Source organism: Variovorax sp. 10N432 (assembly GCF_056394465.1).
This window is the reverse complement of sequence record NZ_JBFTHX010000004.1, coordinates 98,874-121,956: the sequence shown is the minus strand read 5'-3', so window position 1 is coordinate 121,956 and position 23,083 is coordinate 98,874. Positions and strand designations below refer to the sequence as shown.

The window sequence follows — 23,083 nt, the reverse complement described above, 5'->3', positions numbered from 1 at the left end:
GGGCGTGCTCCTTCAGTTTTCGCAGGGAAAAGGAGCATATTGCTTTGCACAAATAATGCCAAACCTTTTAATTGGGGTCAGATTCCAATTTATTTCCGATAAATCTCGTCGACTTTAAATTAGGGACATATCAAAAACTGTAGCAATCGATCAAGCACTGACGGGAGATTTGACACTTTGCGCTACGCTTTTCGAGGCAGCGGCGGCCTTCCCGAGCGTGCCTTGACCGTTCGCCGGCCTGTCGTTTTTTGTAACGATTCGACGAATTCAGGGTCGCCGGCGGCCCATCCGTGCAACGTCGCTTCGGTCAGCAGCGCCTGCGCGGCGGCCGGAACGCCTGCGCGCACCATTTCGGCATAGGCGGCCTCGCGGGCGAAGGGCGTATTGCCCAGCGTCCAGTAGAGCGGGTGCGGCGTCAGCAGTTTGTCGTGCACCAGGCCGGCGTAGTGCCCGTGGCTCGACCACGGATGCTCGCGCGCCTCGGCCACCAGACCGGCGCGCACCGGATTCAGGTCGATGTAGGCCATGCAGGCGAACAGGTAGCGGTCGGTCTGGATCAGCGTCGACTTGTAGCGCCCCTCCCACAGGGTCCCGCTGCGCCCGTGCCGGTCGTTGAAGTAGCGCACGTAGCGCCGCCCCACGGCCTGCATCCATTGCGGCAGGCCGTCGGCGGTCGACGGCGTGGCCAGCAGGTGGAAATGGTTGTCCATCAGGACATAGGCGTGCAGCGCGATGCCGAATCGCGTGGCGTTCTCGCCCAGCAGGCCGAGGAACATCTCGCGGTCGGCGCGATCCAGGAACACCGCCTGCCGGTTGTTGCCGCGCTGGATCACGTGGTGCGGCTGGCCGGCGAGCGTGAGGCGGGGCAGTCGTGCCATGGCGGAGGACGGCGCAGGAGGGTGACGGGCGGCGCGCCGGCTCAGGCCAGTCGGAAGCGCGTCTCGAGCAGCGATGTCAGGCCGAACTGCTCGAGCAGCTCGCGCAGCCGCTCGGCCGCGCCGGCTTTGCGCTGCCCGGTGCGGCGCGCGATGATGAGCTCGTTCTTCATGCTGTGCTCCCAGCCCACGAGCTCCGTCACCGTGACCTGGTAGCCGCTGGCTTCGAGGTACAGGCAGCGCAGCACGTTGGTGAGCTGGCTGCCGATCTCGCGCGTGTGCAGCGGATGGCGCCACAGCTCCGCCAGCGGCGTGCGGGACAGCGCCAGCGCCTTGGTCTCGCGCAGGCAGGCGGCGACCTCGGCCTGGCAGCAAGGCACCAGCACCATGAAGCGCGCCTGCTTGGCCAGCCCGAAGGCGATCGCGTCGTCGGTGGCCGTGTCGCAGGCATGGAGCGCGGTGACGACATCGATCCGCGGCGGCAGCTCCGCCGCGGTCGCGGATTCGGCCACCGTGAGATTGAGGAAAGCCATGCGGTCGAAGCCCAGCCGCGCGGCCAGCGCGCGCGATTTCTCGACCAGCTCGGCCCGGGTCTCGATGCCGTAGACATGGCCGGCGCCGCCCTGCTTGAAGAACAGGTCGTAGATGATGAAGCCGAGGTACGACTTGCCGGCGCCATGGTCGGCCAGCGACGCCTCGGCCCCTTCGCCAGGGAGCTCGCGCAGCAGCTTCTCGATGAACTGGAACAGGTGGTAGACCTGCTTGAGCTTGCGCCGCGAATCCTGGTTGAGCCGGCCTTCACGCGTGAGGATGTGCAGTTCCTTCAGCAGCTCGACCGATTGTCCCGGCCGCAATTCGGCCAGCACTTCCGCCTCGGCCCTGGACGCCTTCGACGCCTTGTTCATGATGCACTCCCAGGCCCGACGTCGAGCGCGGCCCAGCCGTCGGCGCCCAACGCTTCGAGCGTCTCGATGTTGCGGCCGAAGATCGCCTCGGCCTCCGGAAAGGCGTCCACCGCCCGGCTCACGCTGTCTTCGCGCAGCAGGTGCAGCGTGGGATAAGGCGCCCGGTTGGTGGCGTTGGTGATGTCGTCGGCCTCGGTGCCGCCGAACTGGAAGCGCGGGTGAAAACTCGCCAGCTGGAACACGCCGTCGAAGCCGGCGCGCGCCAGGCGCCGTTCGGCACGCCCCGTGAAATCGTTGAAGTCGAGGAAATCGGCCAGCGTGTTCGGTGCCATCAGCAGCGTGGTGTCGCGCTCCGACGCAGCGCTGGCCGCCAGCGCCCGGGCTTCGGCGAGCAGCGCGTCGATCAGTCCGGATTCGTCGCCCGCCAGGTAGACGGCATAGTGAACCTGGCCACGCACGTGCACGGCCTTGGCGAAGGGGCACAGGTTGAGCCCGATCACGGCGCGCTCGAGCCAGCGCCGGGTGTCGGCCTCGGCTTGCGCAGCGGAGATCGGAGCGCTGTCGATCATGCCGTGCCCCTCCTGGAGACCGGCCGCGCCAGCCGGGCCGCCAGGCCCAGGCCGGCCAGCGAGCACGACAGGGTGACGATCCAGGTCCATTGCCAGCCGCCCATGCGATGGGCCAGCCAGGCCACGACCGGCGGGGCGACGAACTGCCCGAACGACGAGGCCTGCTGCATCATGCCCACGGTGGTCGAGACCGTGGCGGGCCCAGGCGCCAGCCGCACGCTGAGCATGAACAAGGTCGCCGGCACCATGCCGCCGCCGAGCGAGAACAGGCAGACCGCCAGGTAGCGCAGGGCCGGCGGCAGGCTCCAGGCGGTCTCGGGCGCACCGATCCGCAGAAAGGCCGCGACGCTCGCGAGCGCCATCGCGACGAAGCCCCAGCGCAGCAGCCGAACCGGTGGCAGCCCTTGCTGGAGCAGCCGGCCGCCGACCACGTTGCCGATGATGTTGAGGGCCGCGGCGAGCGCGGTCAGTGCCGCGTTCCAGCCACTCGGGACGCCGGCGTCGACATAGATCGCCGGCAGGAATCCGATCACGGCGATCCATTGCGAGGAGTAGACCGCGAAAGCCAGCGCCAGCGTCCACGGACCGCCCGCGCTCAGTGTGTCGCGCAGGCGAACGCCCCACCCTTCTGCCGAACCGACGGACGCCACGCGGACGCGGGCGCCGTCGGCCGGCACCGCCAGCGCGACCCAGACGGCCGCGCAGGCCGAAGCCGCCGCCAGGGCGCACCACCAACCGGGCCAGCCGGACTGGGCGATCAGCGCCGGCCCGACCAGCAGCGCCAATGCCACCCCGAGCGGCATGTAGGCCCCCCAGAGTCCGATGGCGGCCTTGTCGGCACCCACCGGCGCGACGGCACGGATCAGTCCCGGCCCTGGCATCACGGCCAACAGGAAGCCGACCCCCTCGAGCGCCCGCAGCGCGAGCAGCCAGGCAAAGGCCTGCGCCGGATCGTCGACCCAGACGCCGACACCGCCACCGGCCGCACTGGCGACGGCGAGCAGCGCCAGTCCGGCCAGCATGCTGCGTCGAAGACCGATGGCGTCGGCCATCAACCCGACACCCAGGCCCAGGCTCATGCCGGCGACCTGCACCAGCGACAGCAAAAATCCCGCCTGCACCAGCCCGATGCCCAGGCTGGCCTGCAAGGCGGGCACCGCCGGCGGCAGCTTGCCGATATGCAGCGCCGCGGCGACGCCGCCGGCGACGACCGCCAGCGCGGCGACCGGAATCCCGGGACGGGTCGCAAGGGGGCTCATGGCACCCACCGCTGCCCCGTGAGGCGCTCGTACTCCCGGATCGCGAACCTATCGGTCATGCCGGCGATGTAGTCCGCCACGCCGCGCTGCCGGTCGTCGCGACGGGCGAAGGTCTCGGGCATTTCCGCCGGCGCCGCCAGGTAGGCATCGAACAGCGCACGCACCACGCCCTGCGCCTGTTCGGCGGTCTGCACCACTTGCGGATGGCGGTACAGATTGCGAAACAGGAAGCGCTTGAGCGCCGTGGATTCGGCCCGCATCCCGGCACTGAAAAGCACCAGCGGGTCGCTTCGCCGGACCGCGTCGGCGTCGGCCGGCGCGGCCGCTTCGAGCGCGCCCCGCGTGGCGTCGATGACGTCGTAGACCTGGGCGCTCAGCATGCGGCGGATCGTCTCGTAGAGCACCCGCCGCCCTTCCAGCCCCGGGTGCTCGGCCAAGGCCTCGCGCCGGTGGCGATCGAACAGGTCGACCTCGCCCAGGAGCTCGATGCTGATCAAGCCCGACCTGACGCCGTCGTCGATGTCGTGGGCGTTGTAGGCGATCTCGTCGGCCAGGTTGCACAGTTGCGCTTCCAGGCCGGGCTGGGTCCGGTCGCAGAAGCGCCGCCCCACCCCACCGGGCTCCGCGGCCTCGATCCGCTCGGCATTGGCGCGCGAACAGTGCTTGAGGATGCCTTCGCGAGTCTCGAAGCTCAGGTTGAGGCCGTCGTATTGCGGATATCGGTGCTCGAGTTCGTCGACCACGCGCAGGCTCTGCAGGTTGTGCTCGAAGCCGCCATGCGCCTGCATGCAGGCGTCGAGCGCATCCTGTCCGGCATGGCCGAAGGGGGTGTGGCCGAGGTCGTGGGCCAGCGCGATCGCCTCGACCAGGTCTTCATTGAGCCGCAGCGCCCGCGCGATCGAACGTCCGAGCTGCGCGACCTCGAGCGAGTGCGTCAGGCGGGTGCGAAACAGATCACCCTCGTGGTTCAGGAACACCTGGGTCTTGTAGACCAGGCGCCGGAAGGCGGTCGAGTGCACGATGCGGTCGCGGTCGCGCTGGAAGTCGTCGCGGGTCGGCGCCGGCGCCTCGGCATGACGCCGGCCGCGCGAGCGGGCCGGATCGCTGGCGTAGGGCGCGAGGCTCATCGGAAGAAGCCCGGCAAGATCAAGCGGCGCAGCACTGCGCCAGGACTTCGCGCACCATGGCATCGGGCGCGCCGCGCACGACCGCCGAACCGGGCTTGTCGAGCACCACGAAGCGGATTTCGCCGGCCTCGGATTTCTTGTCGACCCGCATCAGTTCCAGGTAGCGCTCGGCGCCCAGGGCGGGCGCGACCACCGGCAGGCCGGCACGCCGCACCAGCGCGGTCAGCCGCTCGACGAAGGCGGCATCGATGCCGCCGAGACGCGCCGACAGCTGCGCCGCCAGGACCATGCCGCAGCCGACCGCCTCGCCGTGCAGCCATTCGCCATAGCCGAGCCCGGACTCGATCGCATGGCCGAAGGTATGGCCGAAATTGAGGATCGCGCGCAGGCCGGCTTCGCGTTCGTCCTGGCCCACGACCTCGGCCTTGATTTCGCAGCTGCGCTTGACAGCATGCGCCAGCGCCGCGGGCTCGCGGGCGATCAGCGCATCGATGTGGGCCTCGATCCAGGCCAGGAAGTCCAGGTCGTAGATCGGCCCGTACTTGATGACCTCGGCCAGCCCGGCGCTGAGCTCGCGCGGCGGCAGGCTGGCCAGCGTCGCCAGGTCGCACAACACCAGCTGCGGCTGGTAGAAGGCGCCGATCATGTTCTTGCCCAGGGGGTGGTTGATCGCGGTCTTGCCGCCGACCGACGAATCGACCTGCGCCAGCAGCGTCGTCGGCACCTGCACGAAGGGCACGCCCCGCATGTAGCTGGCGGCGGCGAATCCGGTCATGTCGCCCACCACGCCGCCGCCCAGCGCGAACAGCACCGTCTTGCGATCGGCGCCGCGGGCCAGCAAGGCGTCGAAGACCCGGTTCAGGGTCTGCCAGTCCTTGTGCGCTTCGCCATCGGGCAGCTCGAGCACGTGCACCTCGCGGTAGCGGCCGGCCAGCGCCTCGCGCAGGGTGGCCGCATAGAGCGGCGCCACGGTGGTGTTGGTGACGATCAGGGCGCTGGCGGCCGAAGGGGCGGCCGCGAAGCTGCGCGGATCGCCCAGCAGGTCGCTGCCGATCAGGATCTGGTAGCTGCGCTCGCCGAGTTGGATCTCGACGCGTTCGGGAGGGACTGGCAATGGCATCCCCCGAGTTTAGGTGCATGCGGCGGCGCGGGTCCGGCCCGGCCCCGGAGGCCGGTCAGTCTGTCAGCGGGCCTGGGTCGGGGGGCACCACCACGCCGGCGAGTTCCAGCTGCATCACGATGATGTTGACCACCACCGAGATCGACGGCCGGCCGGTCTCGACGGTTTCGTGGGCGGTCTCGCGGTAGAGGGGGTCGCGCGCGTCATGGAGCTCGCGCAGCCGGCCCAGCGGATCGGCCACCTGCAGCAGCGGACGCTTGACGTCGTGGCGCAGCCGGCGGAACAGGTCCTCGGGCAGCGAGCGCAGGTAGAGCACATGGAAGCCGGCCCGCAGGGCCTGCCGATTGGCCTCGCGCAAGACGCAGCCGCCACCGGTGGCGACCACGCCATGCGGCGCGGCGGCCAGCTCGGCGATCACGGATTGCTCAACATCCCGGAAACTGGCCTCTCCTTCGCGCTCGAAATAGTCGCGGATCGAGCAGCCGATCCGCTCCTCGATCACGTGATCGCTGTCGACGAAGGGAAGTTGAAGGCGCTGCGCAAGGCGCCGGCCAATCGCGGATTTGCCGGCGCCGGGCAAGCCGACGAGTGCGACCGCCATGCAAAGCTGCGAACGCCGCGCGTCAGCGCGCAGCGTTGCGGTCGGTGATCATTTTCGGGGTGATGAAGACGAGCATTTCAGTTTTGTTGGCAGTGCGAGTGCGCGTCCGGAACAGCGCCCCGAGGTAGGGCACCTCACCAAGCACCGGGATGCGCGATTCGTCGTTGGATTCGGTGAGCTCGAAGATACCACCGATGACGACCGTGCCGCCGTTTTCGACCAACACCTCGGTCTGCACGTGCTTCGTGTTGATCGCGAAGCCGGCGGTGGTCGGCTGACCCACCGTGTCCTTGTTGACGTCCAGCGTCAGGATGATGTTGCCCTCGGGCGTGATCTGCGGCGTCACCTCGAGCTTCAGGTTGGCCTTGCGGAAGGCGATCGAGGTGGCGCCGCTGGAAGTCGCGACCTGGTAGGGCAGTTCGGTGCCCTGCTCGATGAGCGCCTTGGTCTGGTCGGCGGTCACGACACGCGGGCTCGACACCACCTTGCCCTTGCCGTCGGCTTCGAGGGCCGAGATCTCGAGGTTCAGGATGCGCGAGAGGCTCGAATTGAACAGCGAGATCGCGAAGGTGCCCGGCGCATTGCCGTTGCCGGAGACACCGGTCGACGGCAGGTTGACGAAATTGCTGCCCGTCGGGGTCGAGATCAGGTTCGGCGGCGTCGTGGCGGTCCCGGGGATGAAGGTCGTCGGCCCGATTGCGTTGTTGTTGTTCAGCGCGCCGCCGCCGAGGCGCACGCCCAGCGACTTGCCGAAGGTGTCGGACGCCTCGACGATGCGGGCCTCGATCAGCACCTGGCGCACCGGGATGTCCAGCTTCTGGATCAGCTCGGCCACCTGCACCAGCCGCGACGGGATGTCCGAGACGAACAGCTGGTTGGTGCGGGCTTCGGCGATCACGCTGCCGCGCGGGCTCAGGATGCGGGTGGTGCTGCTGCCGCCGCCGCCGCCGCTGGAAGCGCCGGTGCCGGTCAGGCCCTGGGCGATCTGGATCGCCTTGGTGTAGTTGAGCTGGAACGACTGGGTGCGCAGCGGCTCCAGGTTCTGGATCGCGGCCTGGGCCTCGAACTCCATCTTTTCCTTGGCGTTGATCTCGTCTTTCGGTGCGATCCAGAGCACGCTGCCGTTCTTGCGCATGCCCAGGTTCTTGGCCTGCAGGATGATGTCGAGCGCCTGGTCCCAGGGCACGTCCTTCAGGCGCAGGGTCAGCGAACCCGTCACCGAGTCGGAGGTCACGATGTTGAAGTTGGTGAAGTCGGCGATCACCTGCAGCAGCGAGCGCACTTCGATGTTCTGGAAGTTCAGCGACAGCTTTTCGCCGTTGTAGCCGACGCCCTGCGTCAGCTTGGTCGGATCGATCTTGCGCGGACGCACTTCGACCACGAACTGGTTCTCGCTCTGGTAGGCGCTGTGCTCCCACTCGCCGCGCGGCTCGATCACCATCCGGACGCGGTCGCCGACCTGCTGGGTGGTCACGAGCTGCACCGGGGTGCCGAAGTCGGAGACGTCGAGGCGACGGCGCAGGCCTTCGGGCAGGGTCGACTTGGTGAACTCGACCACCAGGTTCTTGCCCTGCTGGCGGATGTCGACGCCCACCTGGTTGTTGGCGAGGTCGACGATCACGCGGCCGGTGTTGTCGCTGCCCAGGCGGAAATCCACATCGCGCAGGGGCAGCATGTCGCGGTTGCGGTTCTCGGCGAAGGCGGACGGCGTCGAAGCGGCCAGTGCGGCCCCCGCGACCGGTTCCAGCGAGACCAGCAGGGACTTGCCCTGGATCTCGGTCTTGTAGGCGGTGGCCTGCTTCAGGTTCAGGACCAGGCGCGTGCGATCGCCGGCCTGGACCACGTTGACCGAGCGCAGGTTGCCCTGGTTGACCTCGATCGCGTTGCGGCCGATGGCGTTGGTCACGCCCGGAAAATCAAGCGCGACACGGGCCGGCGACTGGATCGCGAAGCCGGTCGGCGCCGCGGCCAGCGGCTGGGTGAAGTCGACCCGGATCACCTCGGCGCCGGACTGCATAGAACTCGTGACCGATTCGATCGCGTTCTGCGCATGAACGACTGCCGCGGCACCGAAGGCCACGATCGCGGCACCGGCCACGCGCAGCCACTGCGCAAGCATAGATTTTTGTTGGTTCATTTCGCCTTCTCTTGCAACTGCAGCGTCGCGACGCGTTCGATCCATTCACCGGCAGCGTCCTGCACGATTTCACGCAAGCCGAGTTCGGTTTCGCTGATACGGGTGATGCGCCCGTAGTTGAGTCCCAGATAGTTGCCGACCCGCACCTGGTAGAGCAGCTTGTCGACGCTGATCAGCGCCACCGGCTGGCCATTGCGGCTCAGGCTGCCGACCATCGCCATGGAGTCGAGCGGGAAGGCCTCGAGCGCTTCCTTGCGACGCGCCAGTTCGGGCGCGATCAGGCCCGAGGTGCTGGGCTGGGCCGAGTCCCGGCGCAGCGCCTGCGTCAGCTTCTGAATGTTGAACGGGTCGAAGGCCGCGGCCTCGGTGTACGCCTGCGGCGTGAACTTCTTCGGTTCGGTGATCGGCGGCACGCTGGGCTTCACCTGCGCGCGCTGTTCGGCCATCCAGCGCTGGAGGTCTTCCTGCTCCGAGCCGAAGCAGCCGGTCAGCCCGACGGCTGCGACCGCGATCCATAGACAGCTGAGCGTTCTCATTTCTTCTTGGCCCCCGCAGCCGCGGCGGCTGCGCGCTTCTGCGCCGCCTGCTCTTCCTCGTCGAGGTAGCGATAGGTGCGCGCCGTGGCGTCCATGACCAGCACGCCGTCTTTTTGCGGCGCCACCGAGAGGTTGTTCAGCGTCACGATCCGCGACAGGTTCGCGATGTCGGCGGCGAAGGCACCCATGTCGTGGTAGCGGCCGGTCACGCGGACCGCGATCGGGAGCTCGGCGTAGTAGTCCTTGACCGAAATCTGACCCGGACGGAACAGCTCGAACTGGAGGCTGCGGCCCAGGCCGGCCTGGTTGATGTCCGACAGCAGCGCATCCATCTCGGCCTTGCTGGGCAGCTGCTTCTCGAGCAGCGTGACGTATTGCTGCACCTGCTCGCGCTGCTTCTTGAGCAGATCGAGGTTGGCGGCCTGCGCCACCTTCTTCTGGTAGTCGGCCCTGAGGGTGACTTCCTTGGCGCGCTCGGCATCGAGCTCGTCGTTCGAATTGGTGAGCCAGACGAACCACAGCGCCGCCAGCACCGCCGCGACCACGGCGACGCACAGGGCGTACCGCGGCACCGGTGGCCAGACCGACGGATCGTTGGGGTTCAGCCCCTGGAACTGCTGGCTGAAGCGGCGCAGGGCCAGTGCGAGGTCGAACCTCTCGGAAGGGCGTTTCTTTGCCATGAGCGCTTACCCCTTCGCCTTGATGGCCGCGGGCGCGCCGGCGGGTGGTTTCTGGGCGTCGGTCGGCCGCTTGAGGCCGATGCGCATCCTGAAGTTGGCGACCCGCCGCTGATCGCGCGCACTCAGGCTCACCGTCGCCGAAGTGATCTCGATGAGCTCGGGCTTGACCAGCCACGGGCTGCTGTTGCCCAGGTTGCGGAGCAGCTCGGAGACCCGCTCGTTCGACTGCGCCATGCCCTGCAGCGTGACGGTCTGGTTTTCCTGCTTCATGCTGGTGATGTAGACCCCGTCCGGCAGCTGCCGGACCAGCTCGTTGAGCAGGTGGACGGGCAGGTTGCGGTCGCCTTGCAGGTCTTCGACCGCCGTCTGGCGGGCGCGCAAGGCGGCGATCTCGGCCTGCAGCGTGGAAATCTCCTTGATCTCCGTCTCGAGTTTGGTGATCTCGGTCTTCAGCAGCGCGTTTTTCGACTGCTGGTTCGAGATCTGGGCCTGGAACCAGAGGAACGCGGTGACCGCGATGAGCCCGCCCAGCACGGCGGAAAGACCCAGCGTGGCATAGAAAGTCTCGCGACGGCGCTTGCGCGCGGCTTCGCGGTGCGGAAGCAGATTGATCAGGATCACTGCAGGAACCTCCGCATCGCGAGGCCGCAGGACGTCAGGTAGGAGGCCGCCTCGCGCCGCACCTTCTTCTCGCGGATGCTGCTGCCGATCTCCATGCCGTCGAACGGGTTGACCAGCGAGCAGGCGAACGAGGTCTGGCGCGTGACTGCGCTCGTGAGGCCGGGCAGGCCCGCCGATCCGCCCGCCAGCAGAACGTAGTCGACGCGGTTGTGCGGCGTGCTCGTGAAGAAGAACTGCAGCGCCCGGGCGATTTCCTGCGCGATGCTGGCCACGAAGGGCTTGAGCACGCCGGCCGCGTAGTCGTCGGGCAGTTCGCCGCTGCGCTTCTTGGCCTCGGCTTCCTCGGCCGAGAAGCCGTATTGGCGAACGATGAGCTGGGTCAGCTGGGCGCCGCCGAAAGCCTGGTCACGGTCATACAGGACTTCCTGGTTGCGCAGCACCTGCATGCTGGTGGTGAAGGCACCGACCTCGAACAGCGCGACCACGGCGTCCTGGCCCTGGCCGGGCAGTTGCTCGATCAGGCGCGCCGTCGCCAGCCGGGAGGCATAGGACTCGACGTCGAGGATCACGGCCTTGAGACCCGAGGCCTCGGCCAGGCCCTGGCGGTCCTGCACCTTTTCCTTGCGGGAGGCGGCGATCAGCACCTCGACATCGCCGGCCGAGTTGGCACTCTGCCCGATGACGCAGAAATCGAGGCTCACCTCGTCCAGCGAGAACGGGATGTACTGGTTGGCTTCCGACTCGACCTGGATCTCGAGCTCCTGCTCGCTCATGCCGCCGGGCAGGATGATCTTCTTGGTGATCACCGCCGACGGCGGCAGGGCCAGCGCGACATTCTTGGTGCGGGTGCCGCTCTTGCGGACCACGCGCCGCACGGCCTCCGCGACTTCGTCGAACTTCTCGACATTGCCGTCGGTGATCCAGCCGCGTTCGAGGGGCTCGATCGCACAGCGCTCGAGCACCAGCTTGCCGCTCGCGTCACGGCCGAGTTCGACCAGCTTGACGCTGGACGAACTGACGTCGAGCCCGAGCAGAGGCGCGGGCTGGCGGCGAAACAACGATCCGAGAGCAGTCAAGTTCGATCCCATCCGTTTGTAACGATTGGAAATAATTGCGAGTGGTTGCATGCTAGCAGCAAGGTGCAAGCCAATCCAAGCGCCGAATCCCCAGTGAGTGAGCAATCGTTGTCAAAAGTCGACGTAACAGTTCGGAACTGCAACTTGCGTCACAAATAAGAGTACTTGGGTCCTAACTGCTACCGCGGCGCCGTCCTACGGCGGCGCGTTTTTATAATGCGCTCAGACTCCAACAGCCTCAATGCCCGAAAACTCTCGACCCAAAGGGCCTGCGAAGGCTCCCGTTCCCAAACGCCCGGCCTGGCTGAAATGGTTGCTTCGCCTGATCCTGTGGAGCCTCGGCCTCGTGGTGGCCGGGACAGTCGCGCTGATCTGCGTGATCGCGGTCGCGCTGGCGGTCGCCTACCCCAACCTGCCTGACATCTCCGAACTCGCCGACTACCGTCCCAAGCTGCCGCTGCGGGTGTTTTCGGCCGAAGGGATCCTGATCGGCGAGTTCGGCGAAGAGCGCCGCAATCTGACGCCGATCGCGACCATCCCGAAGATCATGAAGGATGCGGTGCTGGCCGCCGAGGACGCCCGCTTCTACGAGCACGGCGGCGTCGACTACAAGGGCATGCTGCGGGCCGGCATGGCCAACATGAACCGGGCCAAGAGCCAGGGCGCGTCGACCATCACGATGCAGGTGGCGCGCAACGTCTACCTCAGCTCCGAAAAGACGCTGACCCGCAAGATCTACGAAGTGCTGCTGACCTTCAAGCTCGAGCACCTGCTGAGCAAGGACCAGATCCTCGAGATCTACCTCAACCAGATCTACCTGGGCAACCGCGCTTACGGCTTCGCGGCCGCCTCCGAGGCCTATTTCGGCAAGCCGCTGTCGGACATCACGATCGCCCAGGCGGCGATGCTCGCCGGCCTGCCGAAGGCACCGGGCGCCAACAACCCGGTCAACAACCCGGCCCGCGCCCGCGGCCGCCAGCTGTACGTGATCGACCGCATGCAGGAGGCCGGCTTCATCAACGCCGACCAGGCCGCCCAGGCCCGCAAGGAGGAACTGCACCTGCGCGACGCCGCCGACCCGACGCGGCTGCACGCCGAGTACGTGGCCGAGACCGTGCGCCAGCTGATGTACGCGCAGTACGGCGACAGCACCTACACGCGCGGGCTCAAGGTCTACACCACGCTGGTCGCGGCCGACCAGGCGGCGGCCTACCGTGCGCTGCGGCGCGGGATCATGGACTACGAGCGGCGCCAGATCTACCGTGGCCCCGAAAAATTCGTCGACCTTCCGAACGACCCCAAGGAGCTCGACGAAGCGGTCGACGATGCGTTGGCCGACCACCCCGACAACGGCGACGTCATGTCGGCCGTGGTGCTGAAGGCGAACGCCAAGGAGATCCAGGCGGTGCGCGGCAACGGCGACGCGGTCCAGATCACCGGCGACGGCCTGAAGCCGGCACAGTCCGGGCTGTCGGACAAGGCGCCGCCCAACATCCGGATCCGGCGCGGCGCCGTGATCCGGGTCGTGAAGACCCCGAAGGGCGCCTGGGAAATCACCCAGCTGCCCGAGGTGGAAGGCGCTTTCGTCGCCATGGATCCGCGCGACGGCGCCGTCAAGGCGATGATCGGCGGCTTCGACTTCGACAAGAACAAGTTCAACCACGTCACGCAGGCCTGGCGCCAGCCGGGTTCGAGCTTCAAGCCCTTCATCTATTCGGCCGCGCTCGAGAAGGGCTTCACGCCCAGCACCGTGATCAATGATGCGCCGCTCTTCTTCGATGCCGGCACCACCGGCGGCCAGCCCTGGGAGCCGAAGAACTACGACGGCACCTTCGAAGGCCCGATGTCGATGCGCCGGGCGCTGATGAAGTCGAAGAACATGGTGTCGATCCGCATCCTGCAGTCGATCGGCACCCGCTACGCCCAGGACTGGGTCACCAACTTCGGCTTCGAGCGCGAGAAGCACCCGGCCTACCTGCCGATGGCGCTGGGCGCGGGCTCGGTGACGCCGATGCAGATGGCGACCGCGTACTCGGTGTTCGCCAACGGCGGCTATCGCGTCAACCCCTACCTCGTGACCCGCGTGACCGACCACAAGGACAAGGTGCTGGTCGACAAGCAGCCGCCGCTGCTCAACGAGACCCTGCGTGCGGTGCCGCAGCGCAACGCCTTCCTGATGGCCAGCCTGCTGCAGTCGGTGGCCAGCGGCGGCACCGCGGCCAAGGCGCAGGCGACGCTCAAGCGGACCGACATCTACGGCAAGACCGGCACCACCAACGACTCGCTCGATGCCTGGTTCGCGGGCTTCCAGCCCACCATGGCGGCAGTCGCGTGGATGGGCTACGACACGCCGCGCAAGCTGGGCGACCGCGAGACCGGCGGCGGGCTGAGCCTGCCGATCTGGATCAACTTCATGGAGACCGCGATCAAAGGCGTGCCGGTGGCCGAGGTGCCGGCGCCGCCGGGCGTGGTGAATGTCGGCGGCGAGTGGTACTACGACGACTACGCGCCGGGCCGCGGCGTCGCCAGCCTGGGCGTCGACAGCGGACCGACGCCGCCGGCGGAGGCGATCGCGGCACCGCCGATCAGCGCGCCGGCGCCGGTGGAGGAGCGCAGCCGGATCCTGGACCTCTTCAGGAATTAGGCTCGCCCCCAGGTTGCCCCTCACTTCGTGTGGGGCGCCCACCCCCTACCGGGGGCAACACCAGCGGCCCGGCAAAGCCAGTTCCGCGGTGTTTCACCAACGGGCCGGGCTGCGCCGGCCGAGGGAGATCGTTACGCCGTCTCGCTCAGCCGGCGATGAACTGGAGCGGCTGGCCTGATTGCCGGGTCGCCTCGCGCGACAGGTTGTCGAAGAATTCCTCGCCGGTCTTGGTGTCGACCCAGGCGCGGCCGTCGTGCCGGTAGTGGTAGCCGCCGGAACGCGCGGCGAGCCAGATCTCCTGCAGCGGCTTCTGCAGGTTGACGATCAGCTGGCTGCCGTTGCCGAAGATGATCGTGATCATTCCCCCGACCCGCTGGTTGTCGATGTCGACGTCGCTCTCGTCGTTGATTCGGTCGCAGCTGCGCTCGATCGCTGCCAGTGCGGCTTCCGCGCGGTCCATGTATTCGGGGTCGGTCATTACAATTTCGCCATGTTGAATGTTCGCCAAATTCTAGTGAGCGCCTTTGGCCTCGCGCTCGTCGGGGTCGGCCTCGCGGCCTGCGGCCAGAAGGGCTCGCTGTACCTGCCCACCGATCCGCTCGCCAAGGAACGCACCACGCTGCCCGGCCTGCTGCTGCCCACGCCGCCCGCCAGCGCCGCCGGCGATGCCCCGGCCAAGCCGCCGGCAGCCGCCAGCAGCGCCCCCGCAGGAGCCAGCCAGTGAACGCCGCCGCACGGCTCCCGGGCCATCCCCACATCGCGCGCCACGACGGCGCCCTGCAGGTCGAAGGCCGGCCGCTCGCCGAACTGGCGCAGCAATACGGCACCCCCCTGTTCGTCTACTCGAAGCAATGGATGCTCGACGCCCTCGCCGCCTACCAGCGCGGCTTCGAGGGCCGCGATGCGATGGTCTGCTACGCGATCAAGGCCAATTCCTCGCTGGGCGTGCTGCGCGTCTTCGCCGAGGCCGGCTGCGGCTTCGACATCGTCTCCGGCGGCGAACTGGCGCGGGTGCTGGCCGCCGGCGCCGATCCGGCCAAGGTGATCTTCTCGGGCGTCGGCAAGACCCGGGCCGAGATGCGGCAGGCGCTGGCGGCCGGCATCGGCTGCTTCAATGTCGAAAGCGAAGCCGAGCTCGACGTGCTCAATGCGGTCGCGCTCGAAGAAGGCCGCCGCGCCGCGGTCAGCATCCGCATCAATCCCAACGTCGACCCGAAGACCCATCCCTACATCTCGACCGGGCTCAAGGGCAACAAGTTCGGCGTCGCCCACGACCGCGCAGTCCCGATCTACAGGCACGCGGCCTCGCTGCAGGGCCTGCAGGTGGTCGGCATCGACTGCCACATCGGCTCCCAGATCACCGACGCCTCGCCCTACCTCGAGGCCCTCGAGCGCGTGCTCGACCTGGTCGAGGCGATCGAGGCGGCCGGCGTGCCGCTGCACCATCTCGACTTCGGCGGCGGCCTGGGCATCGACTACAACGGCGACACGCCGCCCGCCGCCGATGCGCTCTGGCAGCAGCTGCTCGTGCGGCTCGACGCACGCGGCTTCGGCCAGCGCCGGCTGATCGTCGAGCCCGGCCGCTCGCTGGTCGGCAACGCCGGCGTCTGCGTGACCGAGGTGCTGTACCTCAAGCCGGGCGAGGAAAAGAACTTCTGCATCGTCGATGCGGCCATGAACGACCTGCCCCGTCCGGCCATGTACCAGGCCTTCCACCAGATCGTGCCGCTGGCCGAGCGCGCCGGCCCGGCCACGACCTACGACGTGGTCGGCCCGGTCTGCGAGAGCGGCGACTGGATCGGCCGCGACCGCGCGCTCCAGGTGGCGTCGGGCGACCTGCTCGCGGTGCTGTCCGCGGGCGCCTACTGCATGGCCATGGCCAGCAACTACAACACGCGCGGCCGCGCGGCCGAAGTGCTGGTGAGCGGCACGCAGGCGACGCTGATCCGGCGCCGCGAATCGATCGACGACCAGCTCGCGAGCGAGCGCATCAACGACTGACCGGCGCCCGGGGTGCGGCGGCGATCGGCCGCGGCGCCTGGCCGCCTTCCCTCTTCTTGCGCGCGAAGTTCCACACGCGCCAGCCGAGCAGCACGGCGATGATCCCGGCGTAGACGAACACTTCGGCGAAGTTGTTCTTGCCGGCCCGCATCCAGAAGAAGTGCAGCAGGCCGAGCGCGGCGATGCCGTAGACCAGCTTGTGCAGCGCCTGCCAGCGCTTCGCGCCCAGCGCCTTGATGGCGCGGTTGAACGAGGTCGCGGCCAGCGGCGTCAGCAGCACGAAGGCCGAGAAGCCGACCAGGATGAACGGTCGCTTGGCGATGTCCTTGGCGATGTCGGCCATCTCGAACCCCATGTCGAACCAGCTGTAGCTCAACAGGTGCACCACGACATAGAAGTACGCGAACAGGCCCAGCATGCGCCGAAAGCGTGCCAGCGCGTTCGCCTTGGCGATGACGCGCAAGGGCGTCACGGCCAGCACGATGCAGATGAAGCGCAAGGTCCAGTCGCCGGTCGAGCGGATCAAATACTCGGCCGGGTTGGCACCAAGGCCGTCGGTCAGCGCGCCGTAGAACAGCCAGGCGAAGGGCAGCAGGCAGAGCACGAACACCACCGGCTTGGCGGCCGGGTGCATCAGCAGCTTGTTCATGAATGTCTTTTGATCGGTTGGGGACAGCGCAAAAACCGCTGCGCGGTTTCTTGGTCTGTCCCGCAAGGTCTCAATAATTCTTCTTCAAGTCCATGCCGGCATACAACTGGCCGACCTGGGCCTCGTAGCCGTTGAACATCTGGGTCTTCGCGCGCTTGGCGAACAGCCCCCCGCCATCGCCGATGCGCCGCTCGGTCGCCTGGCTCCAGCGCGGGTGGTCGACGTTCGGATTGACGTTGGAATAGAAGCCGTACTCGTTGGCCGCGGCCTTGTTCCAGGCCGTGCCCGGCTCCTTCTCGACGAAGCGGATCTTGACGATCGACTTGGCGCTCTTGAAGCCGTACTTCCAGGGCACCACGATGCGCACCGGGGCGCCGTTCTGGTTCGGCAGCACCTCGCCGTACATGCCGAAAGTCAGCAAGGTCAGCGGATGCATCGCCTCGTCCATGCGCAGGCCCTCGGCATAGGGCCAGTCGAGCACGCGCGAGCCGACGAAGGGCATGGTCTTGGGATCGGCCAGCGTCAGGAACTCGACGTACTTGGCGTTGCCCTGCGGCTCGACCTTCTTGATCAGTTCCGACAGCGAATAGCCGACCCACGGGATCACCATCGACCAGCCCTCGACGCAGCGCAGCCGGTAGATGCGCTCTTCCTGGGCGCTGAGCTTGAGCAGGTCCTCGATGCCGTACTTGCCGGGCTTCTTGACCAGGCCTTCGACCTCGACGGTCCAGGGCCGGGTCTTCAGGGTGCCGGCGTTCTTCACCGGATCGCCCTTGTCGGTGCCGAACTCGTAGAAGTTGTTGTAGCTGGTGGCATCCTTGTAGTCGGTCAGCTTTTCCATCGTCTGGGCGCCAGGCACCGCCGATTTCGCGCCCGCGAGCGGCGCCAGCTTGCCCGGTGCCGCCGCCTGCGCCAGTGCGTCACGCGCCGCCCAGGAAGCCATGGCCGCGCCTGCGACACCGCCGGCCATCCAGCGCAGCATGTCGCGCCGGCCTTCGTAGACGCCCTTGGGCGTGATCTCGCTCGAACGCGGGTGGAGGAAGCCGTCGTCGCGGGAATGAATCAACATGAAATGCCTTTCGCCTGAAAACGCTCAGTCAGGGGGAGTTCGTTGCCGATGCCGATCCGGTTACGCGCCAGGCACGCCCCCGGATCATTCCACGCGCAAAGACCGCGCTAGAGCGTGCCGTAGCTGTGCAGCCCGCTCAGGAACATGTTGACGCCGAGGAACGCGAAAGTGGTCACGGCCAGGCCGCCGAGCGCCCACCAGGCCGCCACGGTGCCTCGGAGGCCCTTCACGAGCCGCATGTGCAGCCAGGCCGCGTAGTTGAGCCAGACGATCAGCGCCCAGGTTTCCTTCGGGTCCCAGCTCCAGTAGCCGCCCCAGGCATCGGCCGCCCACAGCGCGCCCAGCACGGTGGCGATGGTGAAGAAGGCGAAGCCGACCGTGATCGACTTGTACATCACGTCGTCGAGCACCTCGTTGGCCGGCAGCCGCGCCGCGATGCGCTTGCGGCCCATCAGGATGCCGGCGGCGATCAGCGCCGAGATCGCGGCATAGCCGACCCAGTAGCTGCCGCCAGCCTCCTGCACGCGCTGGCGGAACGCCACCGGCACGAAGCACAGCGCCACGCCGAGCAGCCAGATCGGCGTCAGCTTGTACCAGCGGGTCTCGGCGGCCTGCTCCTTGATCAGGTAGGCGAAGGCCACCATGGCGGCGAGCGAGAAGGTGCCGTAGCCGATGAAGTTGGCCGGCACGTGCAGCTTCATCCACCAGCTCTGCAGCGCCGGCACCAGCGGCTGGATCTCGTGGGCGTCGCGCACCAGCGTGTACCAGAGCAGGAAACCGACCGCGGCGCTGACCACCAGCATCACGAAGGCACCCAGCGCGCGGGTGCGGTAGCGCCATTCGAAGTACAGGTAGAAGGTGGCGGTGAGCCAGCAGAAGAGGACGAACACCTCGTACAGGTTGCTGACCGGGATGTGGCCGATGTCGGGGCCGAGCTGGTGGCTCTCGTACCAGCGCACCATGCTGCCGATCAGCGCCATCGTGACCGCGGCCCAGGCCAGCCGCGAGCCGATCAGGTCCATGGCGTCGCCCTGGCGGCCGCTGAAGAAACCGATCCAGTAGAAGATCGTGCTCATGAAGAACAGCACGCTCATCCAGAGGATGGCCGACTGGCTTGACAGGAAGTACTTGAGCCAGAAGACGCTGTCGGCACGCGCCAGGTCGCCCTGGTAGGACGCGATGGCCAGCAGTGCGGCGGCCGCGACCACGATCGCCAGCACCCGCAGCGGCCGCCAGAACCAGCCCAGCCAGACGGCGGCGGGCACGGCCGCCACCAGGATCGTCTGCTCGTAGTAGTCCATCGCACCGTGGTAGCGCGAGAAGGCGAAGACGGCGCCCGCCAGCACCAGCAGCGCGAACACCCAGTCGAGGGCGTTGCGGCGGGAGAGCCAGCTGTCGTTGAGAGTGAGCGTGGTGGTCGTCATGACGCGGTGTCTTTCGTGATGGCGAGCAGCTTGTGCTTCAAGTGCTCGAATTCGCGGTCGCTGTCGATGGTCTTGCGGTTGACCGAGAAAGCCAGGGTCGCCGCCGTGCCCCGGGCGTCGTCGCCGTCCTTCGCGAGCCACACCCAGAGCCGGCGCTCGCGCACGTACAGCATCGCAAAAATGCCCACGATCAGCAACAGACAGCCGAGATAGACGATGTTCTTGCCAGGGGCTCGCGCGACCTGGAAGACGCTGGCCTGGACCTGCTTGAAGTCGGACATCATCATCGCGACCGGGGCCGGATAGAAGTGGGCGTCGCTGATCGCCAGCACCGCCTGCGTAAGGAAAAGCTGCGACTTCTCGTCGGGCGGCATGGCGGCCAGGCCGGCCTGCTCGCGGCTCAGGTTGAGCACCTCGAACAGCACGTCATTGAGGATGCGCACCAGCACGGCGGCCGCGCGTTCGCGCTCGGCCTCGGGCACGTTGGCCTCCATGAACTCGGCCACCGCCTGCCAGCCGCCGCTGCTGACCGCGTCGACCTTGGCGCGCTCGGTGCCCGCGAACAGGGCCAGCGCCCGGGCCGCGGAGGCGCGCAGCTGGGCGGCCAGCTCGGGCCGCTTGGGATCGGTGGCGCGCGCGATGTAGCGGTCGAGGGCGCGGTCGCGCAACTTGGCATCGGCCAGGGCGGCGCGCATGCGCACGAAGCCTTCCATCGAGCCTTGCTCGTCGGCCGGCACGCGCAGGTAGCGGAAGGGGTCCTCGGGCCGCTCGCGCACCCCGAGCAGGAACACCGGCTGGCCGTCCCCGGTGTCGACCGGCACCATGTAGTTCTGGAACTCGCGCGCCTGCCCCGAAGCGTCGCGCAGCTTGTAGCCGATGCTGGGGCCGATGTTGCGCAGCACCTTGGGCTTGTTGGTCTTGTTGGCCGCGCCAAGGCGCGACTCGAGGTCGTGCCGCAGGTCGACCTTGCGGACGTCGGCGCCGCTGGTCATGGCGCCGCCGCCGTCGGCGAAGTTCTCGACGTTGATGACGCGCAGCGCCACCAGCTCGAGCGTGAGCCGGTCGTTGCCGTTGGTGATCTCGCTGCTGCCGCCGATGGTGCCGTCGATCTCGAAGGGCTTGGCGGCCGCGCCCATCGGCACCGCCTTGAGCTTCACGCTGGAGCCGCCGTCGTCGAAGCTCGACTGGTAGATCTCGACGCCCTTGTAGCTGGCCGGGTGGTTGACCTCGATGCGCCTGGGCAGCTGCTCGCCGGTCTCGCGGTCGTGCAGCACCACTTCGCTGGCGAACAGCTTGGGCATGCCGGTCGAGTAGTACTCGACGATGAACTTCTTGAGCTCGATCGAGAACGGAAGGTCCTGGAGCAGCACGCCGTCGGCCTGGTTCAGGATCGCGACGCTGGATTGCGCGCCCTCGGGCACCAGGATGTTGCCGCGGAAGGTCGGGTTGCGCGGCGACAGCCGATGCTCGGGCGCCACGTCCTTGATCAGGCCGCCGCCGGTGTAGACGCTCTTGCCGTTGAACCAGGTCTGGGCCCGCACGACAAGGTCGCCGTCGAACAGGCCGCCGATGCAGACCAGCACGATCGCGCCGTGGGCGGCGATGTAGCCGAGCTTGTGGGCCCCGCCGGCGCGCGCGGCGACCATCCAGCCCTGGCTCTGCCCTTCGGCCTCGCGGTGCTGCAGCTTGACTTTCCAGCCGCCGCCGGCCAGCAGCTCGCCGATGCGCTTGGCGGCGCTGTCGGGCGTCTCGGCCAGCACGGCCTCGGCGCGCTGTCCGAAGGCCTTCAGGCTCTGGGCCCGGATGCCTTCCTTCACGGTCTTCAGGTCGCGCAGGATGTGCGGTGTGTTGCGCGCGATGCACAGCGAGGTGCTGACCACCAGGAACAGCAGGATCAGCAGGAACCACCAGGCGCTGTAGATGGAGTCGAGCCTGGCGGCGCGGAACAGCTCGGCCCAGAAGGGGCCGAACTGGTTCACGTAGTTGCCGACCGGCTCGTGCTGCTTCAGCACGGTGCCGATGATCGAGGCGATGCAGATGATGGTCAGCAGCGCGATCGCGAAGCGCATCGACGAGAACAGCTCCACCGCCGCGCGGACCGCGTGGGGGCCGCGGCGGACGCGAAGGCCGTGGGTGGAGACTGACATCGGTGCGAGGCGTGGAAAGCAAACAAGGCGGGCCATCCTGCCGGATGGACCCGCCTTGTTAGGAGTTTGTTATTGGCGGTTGGTTCAGGCTTGGAGGCCCGGCGTTCAGCGCAGGCCGGCGATGTAGTCGGCGACCGCGGTGATTTCCTTGTTGCTGAGCTTGGCCGCCACCCCGGTCATGACCGGCGAATTGAGGCGGGTGCCTTCGCGGAACAGGGTCAGCTGCTGCGCAGTGTATTCGGCGTGCTGGCCGCCCAGGCGCGGGTATTGGGCCGGGATGCCGGCGCCGTTCGGGCTGTGGCAGCCGGCGCAGGCCGGGATCTGGCGATCGGCGATGCCGCCGCGGAAGATCCGCTCGCCCAGGCCGACCAGGTCCTTCTCCTTGGCGAAGCCCGGCTTGATCTTTTTCGAGGTCACGAACCAGGCGATGTTGCGCATGTCGTCGTCCGACAGCGCCGTGGCCATGGGCTTCATGATCGCGCTCTTGCGCTTGCCGGACTTGAAGTCCTGCAGTTGCTTGAGGATGTATTCGGGGTGCTGCTGCGCCAGCTTGGGGTTCGCCGCGATGGCCGAATTTCCGTCCGCGTTGTGGCACGAGGCGCAGCTCTGGCTGTTTGCCGGCGTGGCATTGAAGACCGTATCGCCCTTGGCGGGGTCGGGCTTCGGTGCCTTGGCGGGCGCCTCGGCAGCCGGCTTTGCAGCGGGCTCGTCAGCCGCGAAGCTGGCACTGGCGGCGGCGCCCAACAGGGCTGCAAGCAGAAATTTGGCAAACAACTTCATATCGGGGGCTTGGATTTATGGCGCAAAACCCGGCGATTCTACAATGGCGACCCGTACCGAAAGCCCATCGATGACCACCCCGCCGCGGAAGCCCGCCGCCAGCTACTCCCGCAAAGCGACCACCGTCGACCCCCAGGCGGCCGAACGCGCCCGTGTGGCGCGCGGCTGGCTGCACACTGCCCACTTCCTCACGAGCGCCCCCCAGCTCGAGCATCTGCCGACCTTCGACCTGCCCGAGATCGCCTTCGTCGGCCGCTCGAATGCCGGCAAGTCGACCGCCATCAATACCCTGACCCAGCAGACCCGGCTGGCCTTCGCCTCGAAGACACCGGGCCGGACCCAGCACATCAACCTGTTCGGCGTCGGCAAGCAGAAGGTCGACGACGCCGTGCTCGCCGACCTGCCCGGCTATGGCTATGCGGCCGTGCCCAAGGAGGCCAAGCTGCGCTGGCAGCGCGTGATGGGCAACTACCTGATGACCCGTCCGAACCTGCGCGGCGTGGTGCTGATGTGCGATCCGCGCCACGGCCTGACCGAGCTCGACGACATCCTGCTCGACGTGATCCGGCCGCGGGTCGAGCAGGGGCTCAAGTTCCTGGTGCTGCTCACCAAGTCGGACAAGCTCACGCGCTCGGACGGCGCCAAGGCGCTGTCGATTGCGCGACTGCAGGCCGGCGGCGGCGAGGTCAAACTGTTCTCGGCCCTGAAGCAGCACGGCGTGGACGAGGCGGCCGAGCTGCTGTGGCGCTGGGCGCACCCGGAAGACGGGCAGCCCGCGCCGCCTTCCGAGCCGGCATCCGAGCAAGCCCCCATCGACGAGCAGCCCTGAATCCGGCGCTGGCCTCCTCGCCGCATGGACAACG

General features: G+C 67.8%; 22 protein-coding genes. 4 read left to right on the top strand and 18 right to left on the bottom strand.

The features are described 5' to 3' along the window. Positions 1-182 precede the first annotated feature (182 nt). The 12 genes from AC1DF3_RS06560 to AC1DF3_RS06505 are packed head-to-tail and all read right to left on the bottom strand — an operon-like array spanning position 183 to position 11,506. On the bottom strand, positions 183-878 hold the full coding sequence (locus AC1DF3_RS06560) for a transposase (RefSeq protein WP_478139185.1): 696 nt from the start codon (positions 876-878) through the stop codon (positions 183-185). Positions 879-919: 41 nt separating this feature from the next. Continuing rightward, the gene (locus tag AC1DF3_RS06555; protein WP_478139184.1) at positions 920-1,780 is read right to left on the bottom strand and encodes a class I SAM-dependent methyltransferase; all 861 of its coding nucleotides are present in this window, start codon (positions 1,778-1,780) and stop codon (positions 920-922) included. After that, positions 1,777-2,349: a DUF1415 domain-containing protein gene (locus tag AC1DF3_RS06550; protein ID WP_478139183.1), complete on the bottom strand. Its 573-nt coding sequence runs from the start codon at positions 2,347-2,349 to the stop codon at positions 1,777-1,779. Before AC1DF3_RS06550 ends, AC1DF3_RS06555 begins: the two co-directional genes overlap by 4 nt. Further along, positions 2,346-3,608, bottom strand: a complete 1,263-nt coding sequence (locus AC1DF3_RS06545) for an MFS transporter (protein WP_478139182.1) — start codon at positions 3,606-3,608, stop codon at positions 2,346-2,348. Before AC1DF3_RS06545 ends, AC1DF3_RS06550 begins: the two co-directional genes overlap by 4 nt. Next, complete coding sequence (locus AC1DF3_RS06540) at positions 3,605-4,735, bottom strand: deoxyguanosinetriphosphate triphosphohydrolase (RefSeq protein WP_301802821.1); 1,131 nt, start codon at positions 4,733-4,735, stop codon at positions 3,605-3,607. The genes AC1DF3_RS06545 and AC1DF3_RS06540 overlap by 4 nt, the downstream gene beginning before the upstream one ends. A 19-nt stretch (positions 4,736-4,754) precedes the next feature. After that, entirely contained in the window at positions 4,755-5,855 is a 1,101-nt protein-coding gene (gene aroB, locus AC1DF3_RS06535; protein ID WP_478139181.1) for a 3-dehydroquinate synthase, read from the bottom strand. A 55-nt stretch (positions 5,856-5,910) separates the two neighbouring features. After that, the gene (locus AC1DF3_RS06530; protein WP_286536324.1) at positions 5,911-6,456 is read right to left on the bottom strand and encodes a shikimate kinase; all 546 of its coding nucleotides are present in this window, start codon (positions 6,454-6,456) and stop codon (positions 5,911-5,913) included. 22 nt (positions 6,457-6,478) lie between these two features. After that, positions 6,479-8,593: a type IV pilus secretin PilQ gene (locus tag AC1DF3_RS06525; RefSeq protein ID WP_286536325.1), complete on the bottom strand. Its 2,115-nt coding sequence runs from the start codon at positions 8,591-8,593 to the stop codon at positions 6,479-6,481. Continuing rightward, complete coding sequence (locus AC1DF3_RS06520) at positions 8,590-9,129, bottom strand: pilus assembly protein PilP (RefSeq protein WP_286536327.1); 540 nt, start codon at positions 9,127-9,129, stop codon at positions 8,590-8,592. The genes AC1DF3_RS06525 and AC1DF3_RS06520 overlap by 4 nt, the downstream gene beginning before the upstream one ends. Further along, complete coding sequence (locus AC1DF3_RS06515) at positions 9,126-9,809, bottom strand: type IV pilus inner membrane component PilO (protein WP_286536328.1); 684 nt, start codon at positions 9,807-9,809, stop codon at positions 9,126-9,128. The genes AC1DF3_RS06520 and AC1DF3_RS06515 overlap by 4 nt, the downstream gene beginning before the upstream one ends. A gap of 6 nt (positions 9,810-9,815) precedes the next feature. Next, positions 9,816-10,430, bottom strand: a complete 615-nt coding sequence (locus tag AC1DF3_RS06510) for a PilN domain-containing protein (RefSeq protein WP_286523515.1) — start codon at positions 10,428-10,430, stop codon at positions 9,816-9,818. Then, entirely contained in the window at positions 10,427-11,506 is a 1,080-nt protein-coding gene (locus AC1DF3_RS06505; protein WP_286523516.1) for a pilus assembly protein PilM, read from the bottom strand. Before AC1DF3_RS06505 ends, AC1DF3_RS06510 begins: the two co-directional genes overlap by 4 nt. A 241-nt stretch (positions 11,507-11,747) precedes the next feature. Between AC1DF3_RS06505 and AC1DF3_RS06500 the strand changes: the two genes are divergently transcribed. Next, positions 11,748-14,150, top strand: coding sequence for a penicillin-binding protein 1A (locus AC1DF3_RS06500; RefSeq protein WP_478139180.1), 2,403 nt, complete (start codon positions 11,748-11,750; stop codon positions 14,148-14,150). Between the two features lie 145 nt (positions 14,151-14,295). On the opposite strand, the gene cyaY is transcribed toward AC1DF3_RS06500, so the two are convergent. After that, on the bottom strand, positions 14,296-14,628 hold the full coding sequence (gene cyaY, locus AC1DF3_RS06495) for an iron donor protein CyaY (RefSeq protein ID WP_286536330.1): 333 nt from the start codon (positions 14,626-14,628) through the stop codon (positions 14,296-14,298). A 12-nt stretch (positions 14,629-14,640) separates the two neighbouring features. On the opposite strand from cyaY, the gene lptM reads away from it, so the two are divergent. Both lptM and lysA read left to right on the top strand, forming a co-directional pair. Beyond that, positions 14,641-14,874 (top strand): LPS translocon maturation chaperone LptM, encoded by a 234-nt coding sequence (lptM, locus tag AC1DF3_RS06490; RefSeq protein ID WP_478139179.1) that lies wholly within the window; start codon positions 14,641-14,643, stop codon positions 14,872-14,874. Then, complete coding sequence (lysA, locus tag AC1DF3_RS06485) at positions 14,871-16,151, top strand: diaminopimelate decarboxylase (protein ID WP_286536333.1); 1,281 nt, start codon at positions 14,871-14,873, stop codon at positions 16,149-16,151. The genes lptM and lysA overlap by 4 nt, the downstream gene beginning before the upstream one ends. Here the strand turns inward: lysA and AC1DF3_RS06480 are convergent. The 5 genes from AC1DF3_RS06480 to AC1DF3_RS06460 all read right to left on the bottom strand — a co-directional run bounded on the left by AC1DF3_RS06480 (position 16,141) and on the right by AC1DF3_RS06460 (position 22,220). Beyond that, positions 16,141-16,800: a protein-methionine-sulfoxide reductase heme-binding subunit MsrQ gene (locus AC1DF3_RS06480; RefSeq protein ID WP_286536334.1), complete on the bottom strand. Its 660-nt coding sequence runs from the start codon at positions 16,798-16,800 to the stop codon at positions 16,141-16,143. The two genes, lysA and AC1DF3_RS06480, sit on opposite strands and share 11 nt — an antisense overlap. Positions 16,801-16,870: 70 nt before the next feature. After that, positions 16,871-17,869, bottom strand: coding sequence for a protein-methionine-sulfoxide reductase catalytic subunit MsrP (gene msrP, locus AC1DF3_RS06475; RefSeq protein ID WP_286536335.1), 999 nt, complete (start codon positions 17,867-17,869; stop codon positions 16,871-16,873). Between the two features lie 107 nt (positions 17,870-17,976). Continuing rightward, positions 17,977-19,293 carry a c-type cytochrome biogenesis protein CcsB gene (gene ccsB / locus AC1DF3_RS06470; protein WP_478139178.1) on the bottom strand — a complete coding sequence of 439 codons (1,317 nt, stop codon included), beginning with the start codon at positions 19,291-19,293 and terminating at the stop codon, positions 17,977-17,979. Next, the gene (locus tag AC1DF3_RS06465; RefSeq protein WP_286536336.1) at positions 19,290-21,440 is read right to left on the bottom strand and encodes a cytochrome c biogenesis protein ResB; all 2,151 of its coding nucleotides are present in this window, start codon (positions 21,438-21,440) and stop codon (positions 19,290-19,292) included. The genes ccsB and AC1DF3_RS06465 overlap by 4 nt, the downstream gene beginning before the upstream one ends. 105 nt (positions 21,441-21,545) lie before the next feature. Next, a complete protein-coding gene (locus AC1DF3_RS06460) occupies positions 21,546-22,220 on the bottom strand; it encodes a c-type cytochrome (RefSeq protein ID WP_286536337.1) in 675 nt (224 codons plus the stop codon). Positions 22,221-22,290: 70 nt separating this feature from the next. On the opposite strand from AC1DF3_RS06460, the gene yihA reads away from it, so the two are divergent. Then, a complete protein-coding gene (yihA, locus tag AC1DF3_RS06455; RefSeq protein ID WP_286536338.1) occupies positions 22,291-23,049 on the top strand; it encodes a ribosome biogenesis GTP-binding protein YihA/YsxC in 759 nt (252 codons plus the stop codon). The last annotated feature ends 34 nt before the right edge of the window (positions 23,050-23,083 follow it).

Excerpts from the sequence above, each read along its gene's own strand:
- AC1DF3_RS06560 (WP_478139185.1), bottom strand. The coding sequence starts at position 878 with ATGGCACGACTGCCCCGCCTCACGCTCGCCGGCCAGCCGCACCACGTG.
- AC1DF3_RS06555 (WP_478139184.1), bottom strand. The coding sequence starts at position 1,780 with ATGAACAAGGCGTCGAAGGCGTCCAGGGCCGAGGCGGAAGTGCTGGCC.
- AC1DF3_RS06550 (WP_478139183.1), bottom strand. The coding sequence starts at position 2,349 with ATGATCGACAGCGCTCCGATCTCCGCTGCGCAAGCCGAGGCCGACACC.
- AC1DF3_RS06545 (WP_478139182.1), bottom strand. The coding sequence starts at position 3,608 with ATGAGCCCCCTTGCGACCCGTCCCGGGATTCCGGTCGCCGCGCTGGCG.
- AC1DF3_RS06540 (WP_301802821.1), bottom strand. The coding sequence starts at position 4,735 with ATGAGCCTCGCGCCCTACGCCAGCGATCCGGCCCGCTCGCGCGGCCGG.
- aroB (WP_478139181.1), bottom strand. The coding sequence starts at position 5,855 with ATGCCATTGCCAGTCCCTCCCGAACGCGTCGAGATCCAACTCGGCGAG.
- AC1DF3_RS06530 (WP_286536324.1), bottom strand. The coding sequence starts at position 6,456 with ATGGCGGTCGCACTCGTCGGCTTGCCCGGCGCCGGCAAATCCGCGATT.
- AC1DF3_RS06525 (WP_286536325.1), bottom strand. The coding sequence starts at position 8,593 with ATGAACCAACAAAAATCTATGCTTGCGCAGTGGCTGCGCGTGGCCGGT.
- AC1DF3_RS06520 (WP_286536327.1), bottom strand. The coding sequence starts at position 9,129 with ATGAGAACGCTCAGCTGTCTATGGATCGCGGTCGCAGCCGTCGGGCTG.
- AC1DF3_RS06515 (WP_286536328.1), bottom strand. The coding sequence starts at position 9,809 with ATGGCAAAGAAACGCCCTTCCGAGAGGTTCGACCTCGCACTGGCCCTG.
- AC1DF3_RS06500 (WP_478139180.1), top strand. The coding sequence starts at position 11,748 with ATGCCCGAAAACTCTCGACCCAAAGGGCCTGCGAAGGCTCCCGTTCCC.
- cyaY (WP_286536330.1), bottom strand. The coding sequence starts at position 14,628 with ATGACCGACCCCGAATACATGGACCGCGCGGAAGCCGCACTGGCAGCG.
- lptM (WP_478139179.1), top strand. The coding sequence starts at position 14,641 with ATGTTGAATGTTCGCCAAATTCTAGTGAGCGCCTTTGGCCTCGCGCTC.
- AC1DF3_RS06480 (WP_286536334.1), bottom strand. The coding sequence starts at position 16,800 with ATGAACAAGCTGCTGATGCACCCGGCCGCCAAGCCGGTGGTGTTCGTG.
- msrP (WP_286536335.1), bottom strand. The coding sequence starts at position 17,869 with ATGTTGATTCATTCCCGCGACGACGGCTTCCTCCACCCGCGTTCGAGC.
- ccsB (WP_478139178.1), bottom strand. The coding sequence starts at position 19,293 with ATGACGACCACCACGCTCACTCTCAACGACAGCTGGCTCTCCCGCCGC.
- AC1DF3_RS06465 (WP_286536336.1), bottom strand. The coding sequence starts at position 21,440 with ATGTCAGTCTCCACCCACGGCCTTCGCGTCCGCCGCGGCCCCCACGCG.
- AC1DF3_RS06460 (WP_286536337.1), bottom strand. The coding sequence starts at position 22,220 with ATGAAGTTGTTTGCCAAATTTCTGCTTGCAGCCCTGTTGGGCGCCGCC.
- yihA (WP_286536338.1), top strand. The coding sequence starts at position 22,291 with ATGACCACCCCGCCGCGGAAGCCCGCCGCCAGCTACTCCCGCAAAGCG.